Origin of the sequence: Roseibium sediminis (genome assembly GCF_008711325.1) — a bacterium.
In the GTDB taxonomy this organism is placed as follows: Bacteria; Pseudomonadota; Alphaproteobacteria; order Rhizobiales; family Stappiaceae; genus Roseibium; species Roseibium sediminis.
Genome location: NZ_VXDB01000032.1, coordinates 22,426 through 29,034 on the forward strand (window position 1 = coordinate 22,426; position 6,609 = coordinate 29,034).

At 50.6% G+C, this 6,609-nt stretch carries 8 protein-coding genes; 6 read left to right on the plus strand and 2 right to left on the minus strand.

Annotation, left to right across the window (positions count from 1 at the left end; genetic code table 11):
* Positions 1–11: 11 nt before the first annotated feature.
* Positions 12–2,012, minus strand: a complete 2,001-nt coding sequence (locus F0155_RS20885) for an alginate lyase family protein (RefSeq protein ID WP_150526513.1) — start codon at positions 2,010–2,012, stop codon at positions 12–14.
* Between the two features lie 318 nt (positions 2,013–2,330).
* On the opposite strand from F0155_RS20885, the gene F0155_RS20890 reads away from it, so the two are divergent.
* From F0155_RS20890 to F0155_RS20915, 6 genes are all read left to right on the plus strand, one after another.
* Positions 2,331–2,957, plus strand: a complete 627-nt coding sequence (locus F0155_RS20890; RefSeq protein ID WP_150526514.1) for a DUF5662 family protein — start codon at positions 2,331–2,333, stop codon at positions 2,955–2,957.
* Positions 2,958–3,203: 246 nt separating this feature from the next.
* The gene (locus tag F0155_RS20895) at positions 3,204–3,518 is read left to right on the plus strand and encodes a DUF2312 domain-containing protein (protein ID WP_150526515.1); all 315 of its coding nucleotides are present in this window, start codon (positions 3,204–3,206) and stop codon (positions 3,516–3,518) included.
* Positions 3,508–3,717 carry a hypothetical protein gene (locus tag F0155_RS20900; RefSeq protein ID WP_150526516.1) on the plus strand — a complete coding sequence of 70 codons (210 nt, stop codon included), beginning with the start codon at positions 3,508–3,510 and terminating at the stop codon, positions 3,715–3,717. The genes F0155_RS20895 and F0155_RS20900 overlap by 11 nt, the downstream gene beginning before the upstream one ends.
* Positions 3,718–3,964: 247 nt before the next feature.
* The gene (locus tag F0155_RS20905) at positions 3,965–4,180 is read left to right on the plus strand and encodes a hypothetical protein (RefSeq protein ID WP_150526517.1); all 216 of its coding nucleotides are present in this window, start codon (positions 3,965–3,967) and stop codon (positions 4,178–4,180) included.
* Positions 4,177–5,280, plus strand: coding sequence for a DNA-methyltransferase (locus F0155_RS20910; protein ID WP_150526518.1), 1,104 nt, complete (start codon positions 4,177–4,179; stop codon positions 5,278–5,280). The genes F0155_RS20905 and F0155_RS20910 overlap by 4 nt, the downstream gene beginning before the upstream one ends.
* 78 nt (positions 5,281–5,358) lie before the next feature.
* Positions 5,359–5,616, plus strand: a complete 258-nt coding sequence (locus F0155_RS20915) for a hypothetical protein (RefSeq protein WP_150526519.1) — start codon at positions 5,359–5,361, stop codon at positions 5,614–5,616.
* Between the two features lie 113 nt (positions 5,617–5,729).
* On the opposite strand, the gene F0155_RS20920 is transcribed toward F0155_RS20915, so the two are convergent.
* Positions 5,730–6,395, minus strand: a complete 666-nt coding sequence (locus tag F0155_RS20920; protein ID WP_150526520.1) for an XRE family transcriptional regulator — start codon at positions 6,393–6,395, stop codon at positions 5,730–5,732.
* Positions 6,396–6,609: the final 214 nt, after the last annotated feature.

The following is a 6,609-nucleotide window of genomic DNA, read 5'->3' on the forward strand; positions in this document are numbered from 1 at the left end:
GTTATGAACCCCTAATTTATAGCAATTTTCACTTTTCCATGGGCAACATTGTTGATCCACTCTTTTAATCCATCGTTCTTAATTGCTCCTACGCTTCCTGATTGTACCATTCCGATGGCTAAGTCCCGGAAATTAGCCGCCAGAAAACGTACAGTGCTAGCTTCCTTCTTCGGAAGCTTGGCTCCCAAACAATCGTTGCCCGGCATCTCCCAGGTTCCATTTTCTTGTCGCAGCGGTACAACAATACCAAATTGTTTGGAATTATATCGGTCAATTCGAATACCTCTGCCGCACTTTTCAAGGCCCTTTGGTTCTCTTGCGTTGTCCATATTAATAACAAACTCTAGAAGAGCCATGTCCTGCGAGTTTGCGAGATAACTACCACGGATGTTGAAGCTCATAGAACGTGTTCGGCCCCGTTCTCTGATCGATGCGTAAAACAGCGAATTAACCCTAGGTGAGGTCCCTTTGCTGTGAGCTAGGTCTTCACGGGCATCGACCTTGTATTTGGGTTTCGGAAGAACAATCGGTCCCCTTATTTCTACAACAACGGGTTCTGTTTTAAAGTTCGGGTCACTTGTTTGAGCGTATTGGCAAGCTGGCGCACCGCCGACATTATCGAACATAATGGCTGTATGCAAACCGCGCCTTTTGTTTGCAAGTATCCATTCCGATACCTCACGGTCTGGATACATCTGAGCGTAGACCAGCAAGTAGCTATCCAAATTGTCCTTGATGAAATGAAGGCTAGGATCGCCGGGGGAGCCGAACCTATCACCTCCTTCTTTACATCCGATCGCGTAGATTTTGTTCGTTTCCGCAGGAAATTTGATTCCTTGAACAATGAAGTTCACCGCATCATGACCGGATCGACCATCAACTTGATAGGAAAACAGATCCTCTCCAGTAGCTTGCTGTAAGGCAGCAGCGGCCATCACGAGGCTGGCCGTCGAGAACGAACCGTAGTGAAGCCCCATACCTGAGCGTTGGCTATCTATTGGAAAACTACCGTCCGGTCGCATGTCGTGTACAGCCAGCTTGTATACTTCAACGGCTTCGTCGACCGCCTTACGATCTCCCGTCATGAGCGCCCATAATAACCCGATATAGGTGCGCAAATAGGCTTTGTTATCCTGCCTGTCTTTCCAATGGCTTTGAGCTGCTTGAGAAACAAGTTTCCCAAGCCAAGGTCCGATTAGAGAACGCTCCTTTGGCGTCAATGATGGGGCTACTTCAGCTGTTGCAGAAACAAGTGCGGAGATTGCAGTCATCATCTGGTAGTCAACCGGCCTATTGCCCCAATTTACCCGGATGCCGCGGCCCAGCGAATTTGCTTTCGCCCATTCCAATAGTGAATTTTTAAGTAGGCGGGTAGCTACTGGATCTCTGCTGAGCCTTACGAAAGTTGAAGCCCGTTGAAACCACTGCGTCGCTACATCAACCTGAACATGGCGGTTGCCATAAGCCTCATCCAACTTGACAACAGGGATAGGTTTGGGCGGAAAATTAAAATCTGGCCTCTGGCCGTTACAGGCGGAATTACCTCGTATATCCGTAAACGGTGATTGCCACATCCCAAACTGGGCGGCTTTGTTGGTAGGAATTTTAACGGCAAAATTAGGCCGCTTGCCGAATACTGGGTGATTAAAGCACTGCCGAGCAGATTTATAAGCTTTCCAAAGGTCTTTGGTCTGTGCCTCCGAAAGAGTGTGGCGTGGAGGTGTTTTAAGATCGATACGATTTAACGTCCAAGCGCCGTGCGCCGTGAGGTAGGCCGTCAATTCGTTGCACCACAAAGTGCTGTTAACTTTGGAAAGTGGCGGTACGTCCATCTCGGACTTCTGGGCAAACGCAGCCGCCGCTAACTTCGTCTTTGCCCCCAACAATCCGTCGACAGGTCCCGGCTCTAAACCCAAACGTGTCAGTTGCGCCTGTACACATACAACATCAGCGAAACTGGAAGTTGGAATACTTATAGAAAGAGCAAAAAGTGCAAGGCAGATGCGGTACATGGCGTTCCGTCGTCGTAAAATTTTAATATCTCTGTTTAACGTGGGTTTCCCACTTCAATTTTTCACCTTAGGAGCATAAAGGCGGGGGATCAAGACAAGCGCCTTCATTGTTATTACAGTTGAGAATTAAGGTGTCGGATCAGATTTGGCAGTAGGGGGCGGGGATCTAGCCGTTTCAAAAAGACAGAACATTCTCGGCGGGAAAGCGGAGAGCGAGTACCGACTATTTTTCACCGCAGTGGCATCTTAGAAATCAATTAACATTTGACAAATCCACTTTTTATTGAATATTGAAGGGGAGCAACAGGAAGGTTCCCGATGACGCCCCTAAATACCGACCGAGCAGAAATCGTAACCCGCAAACATATCGCCAGGGTGCAACAACTTTTGCATATGATGGTGGTCGAAATTCTCTGCCGAAGTGAGTTTCACGACCAGTCAAAGTTGAACCCTGTCGAACTGGTTCCCTTGCAGAAAATGCAGGAAATCAACGACAGGCAGGGGCCTGCCAAATTCGGTACGCCCGAATACGAAGAGCGCCGGTCAGTGCTCGACGAGATGCTTGAGCATCACTACAGCCACAATTCCCATCATCCGGAGCATTTTAATAACGGCGTCAACGGAATGAGCCTCATCGACGTTCTGGAAATGTTGGTCGATTGGAAAGCAGCATCCGAGCGCGACGGTAACGACATTCTTCGTTTGGGTGCAGCGGTCGATCGATTTGAAATTGGCCCGCAACTGGCCGAGATCCTGCACAACACAGCTGTCGCTTTCGGCTTCAAACCCGATGTCGATCTCATGACCATTCGCGAGAAGAAATCCGCGGAATTCAAGGTGGGGTTTTCCGAAGGCATGCGGGCGGCAGAACACGCCCACTTGAGCCGAGGCGTAGGTGGCCTCGACCTTTCCATGAAGGCGCTTATGAATAATGGTCGGAATTAAGCCTAGATAACTGCGAACCTAAAAGAGTAGGGAAGAGCGACCAGAAACGGTCTAATATCTGACCGCCCCTCCCCAGTTGACCATCCAAAGCGAAGCTTGGCCTGCCGCTTCAGACAGCCGGTATAAAACACCATGTCTGTAAATAGATTCCTGTCCGTGGGATGCAACCTTGAATAAGGCTAAATCAAACCTAAACGGGCTTTCCGAAAACTGCTGAAACGCCTCTTTCTGAACTGGATGTTGCAGATGCTTGACGACTACGACGATTTGGATACGCCGACAAAATCGAACAAAGGCCACAACAGTGACCCAGGTGGTGTTGCGGGTGACCAACTCCGCGCCTTTGTCGAACGCATCGAGCGCTTGGAAGAGGAAAAGAAGGTCATCAGCGATGACATCAAGGACGTTTATGCCGAAGCCAAGGGCAACGGTTTTGACGTGAAGATCCTCCGCAAGGTGGTGGCACTTCGCAAGAAGCAGCCTCATGAGCGGGAAGAGGAAGAGGCTGTCCTCGACCTCTATCTTCAGGCATTAGGTATGACAGTACCGAATGACTATTGAGAACCTACTTGAAGCCATTCGCCGCGATCGCCTCTTCGTCAGCAACTGCTATGAGGGGACCGACGGCAGATGGCGTGCCTATCTACGCGACAAAAAGAACGGGCGAGCGACCCATCACGGTGTCGGCGACAGTCTTCTGACTGCCTTGGAGGACGCCTATCCGAAGAAATCACGTGACTATTCAGGGCTGCTCGGATGAACACGAAATCTGACCCGCTCGGAGAACTCCTGAGAAAGATCGCGCGGAATGGAGGGTTCAGCCACCTTTCGCTTGTCTGCAATGGTGGAGAGTTCACGGCTTCGTTCCGCGGCGTTGACGAAAGGGTATTCAGGACTGCTTCCGACCGCGATCCGGTGAATGCATGTTTGGCCGCAATGGACGGAGCAGGTGCGCCGATGGCTAGACCGAGACGGCGATCTTTCGACGGCCTTTTAGGATGAGCAACATGAATTTGACGGAGAAATTGCGCAAGGTCCGAGCGACGGGCAAGCTTACCCGGTTTAGCATCGTCGGCACATCGAAAGGCTATCAGGCTAATCTCGAAACCACACCTAGCAGTTTCCGGGTCCGTATTAAAAAAGATCCTTTAGAAGCCGCGATTGATGTACTTGGATCGGTGGCAGAACCCACCCCGCGCTCGTTCGAAAGTTTGCTGAAATGAGCGTGGTGTTGTGGCATGGGGACGCCCGGGGCAAACTGCGGTTGATGTCCGCTAGGGGTGACAAAGTTCATTCCTGTGTGACCGATCCACCATATCACATTGAGTCAATCGCCAAACGGTTCGGAAAGAAAACGTCAGCGCGTGCCAAGCATGGCCGGGACGGGGCCTTTGCCAGGCAATCGGCAGGTTTCCATGGCCGCAACTGGGATGCAGCCGATCCGCATGGGGTGCTGATTGCGCAGGACCCGGAGTTTTGGCGATTGGTTTCTGATGTGCTCTATCCTGGGGCGTATGTGGTGGCGTTTGCCGGGGCTCGTTCCTACCATCGAATGGCGAATGCGATCGAGGCTGCCGGCTTTGTCACGCATCCAATGATCGGGTGGCTATATGGCAGCGGCATGCCAAAAGCCCATAGTGCCCAAAAGGCCCTTCATAGGCTCGGCGTTGAAAGTGCAAGTTGGTCCGGTTGGTACTATGGCACACAGGCACGCAAGCCGGCGTTGGAGCCGATCTTCGTCGGACAGAAGCCGTTTTCAGAAGCCTCGGGCGCCCGCAACATCTCGGTACATGGAGTCGGAGCCGTAAACATCGATAATAACCGTGCGCCAGGGGGGCGTTGGCCGGCAAACCTGATGCACGATGGTTCTGATATGGTAGATGCTGTTCTGCCGCGAAATACCAAAGAGTTCTTCGAAAGCTTCCCATTCGAGGCGACACCGGCCATTTATTGCCCCAAGCCAAACAAGAAAGAAAAGGGCGACAGCGGGCACCCCACGGTGAAGCCACTGGATTTGATGCGGGCACTGGTACGGCATGTCACTCCACCGGGTGGAATTGTGCTCGACCCATTTGCAGGTACTGGGACCACTGGTGTGGCAGCCTCAGCTGAAAAACTCAGGGCTGTATTGATAGAACAAGAAGTTGAATATATAAGTCCAGCTAGACAACGACTCGGACTTGCCCCGCTACCAATTGGTTGGGGCAGTCCTTACGCCGAATTGCTGGGTGTTGAAGCCTGTAGATATTGCGGAAATTCCGGATGGTTCTATGGTGAAGTCGAGTTTGGTCCTTGCGAGTGCAAGACTTACTCATTGCCATAAATTCAATATAAAATGGAATAAGTATATCTATAAGTATATCTATGAGGAATTGCTTTCTACCGGTCGAAGGAGGTATAAATGAGCCTTAAGTTCGATCCGGACGGGTTCAGCCAAAAAGCCCTCACGGGTGAGGAAGCAGCACGCCACAGGGCGATGCTTCACAGGTTGGAACGTGAATGGTTTCCTATATCTGAAGACCATGCCGACCTTATTACCGCTTTCGGTGACATTGTTTCGGGCATGACCCTGCTCATCAAGATTGCGAAGTTCGCGATCCCAACCTTCGTCATCACTTTCATCGTTGGCATGGGCAGTAAGCTCCTAGGGGGATTCTGATCATGCGAAAAGCAGCTGTGGTTTGCGTGGCCGTGGCCGCGGCAGGGGTGATAGGCGTTCTATCAGGGCGCGGAGCCGGCGATACAATTATCGGTCTGCAGCGTCAGGTGAAATCACCACTCATGCATCGAAGCCACAACCTTCCCGACAAATGCCAGGTCATCGTCTTCTCGTGGATTGATTGTAATGGGGCTATAAAAACTGTTCGTGCTGAGTAGTGCTATGCGCGAGTTCGGCATCATTTGAACTCTTTTGACGAAAAGTTCGTTCGAATATCGGACCACGCAAATATCACCATCAGCAGGATCTGTGTTGGCGCGATCCAATAGTATCAAGTCGCCGTCGTGCAGCTCTGGTTCCATGCTGTCGCCACGAACCGCCAAGACGCTTAAGTCGTCGGGATTTAGATCCCGCCTCTTTAGCCAGCTCCTATTGAAAGCGTAGTAAGCGGTGCCAATTTCCGCTTCTACCAGCGATCCGTAACCAGCAGATACCTCAACGTCGAACCTCTTAATTGGCACAAATTCCTGCTCGTCCGAGATTACAGCCCTTTTTCCTGTCTGATGCGCTGTGCTTTTTACCTCCCGACCCGTTGCAAGCCATTCCAACGAAACGCCAAAATAGGCACATATTTTTTGAGCAAGCTGTAAACTTGGATCTCTTTCGTCCGTCAAATACCTCATCAACGTTCGATAAGGGATGTCAAGCTCAGTGGAAAAGTCTTTTAGAGACAATCCTTTATCGCGAGCCAGAAATTTTACCCGGGTTCCGAAGCCCATTATGGCACCTACCTATTGACGAGTGCCAAAACGGGCACTAAATTAACCTTGCGGAATGGTCGTCAGACATCAATTTGTCAAAATTGATATCAATTTTATGTGGATTGTTCAATAGAATGTGTAACTTAGGTGGCGTTATGTTTGTTCCAAAAATTGTTGAGCTGGACACCCGCAAAAACCTCGCGCTGTTGGATGATTTCTGATTCACTGGCTT

Excerpts from the sequence above, each read along its gene's own strand:
- F0155_RS20885 (WP_150526513.1), bottom strand. The coding sequence starts at position 2,012 with ATGTACCGCATCTGCCTTGCACTTTTTGCTCTTTCTATAAGTATTCCA.
- F0155_RS20890 (WP_150526514.1), top strand. The coding sequence starts at position 2,331 with ATGACGCCCCTAAATACCGACCGAGCAGAAATCGTAACCCGCAAACAT.
- F0155_RS20895 (WP_150526515.1), top strand. The coding sequence starts at position 3,204 with ATGCTTGACGACTACGACGATTTGGATACGCCGACAAAATCGAACAAA.
- F0155_RS20900 (WP_150526516.1), top strand. The coding sequence starts at position 3,508 with ATGACTATTGAGAACCTACTTGAAGCCATTCGCCGCGATCGCCTCTTC.
- F0155_RS20905 (WP_150526517.1), top strand. The coding sequence starts at position 3,965 with ATGAATTTGACGGAGAAATTGCGCAAGGTCCGAGCGACGGGCAAGCTT.
- F0155_RS20910 (WP_150526518.1), top strand. The coding sequence starts at position 4,177 with ATGAGCGTGGTGTTGTGGCATGGGGACGCCCGGGGCAAACTGCGGTTG.
- F0155_RS20915 (WP_150526519.1), top strand. The coding sequence starts at position 5,359 with ATGAGCCTTAAGTTCGATCCGGACGGGTTCAGCCAAAAAGCCCTCACG.
- F0155_RS20920 (WP_150526520.1), bottom strand. The coding sequence starts at position 6,395 with ATGGGCTTCGGAACCCGGGTAAAATTTCTGGCTCGCGATAAAGGATTG.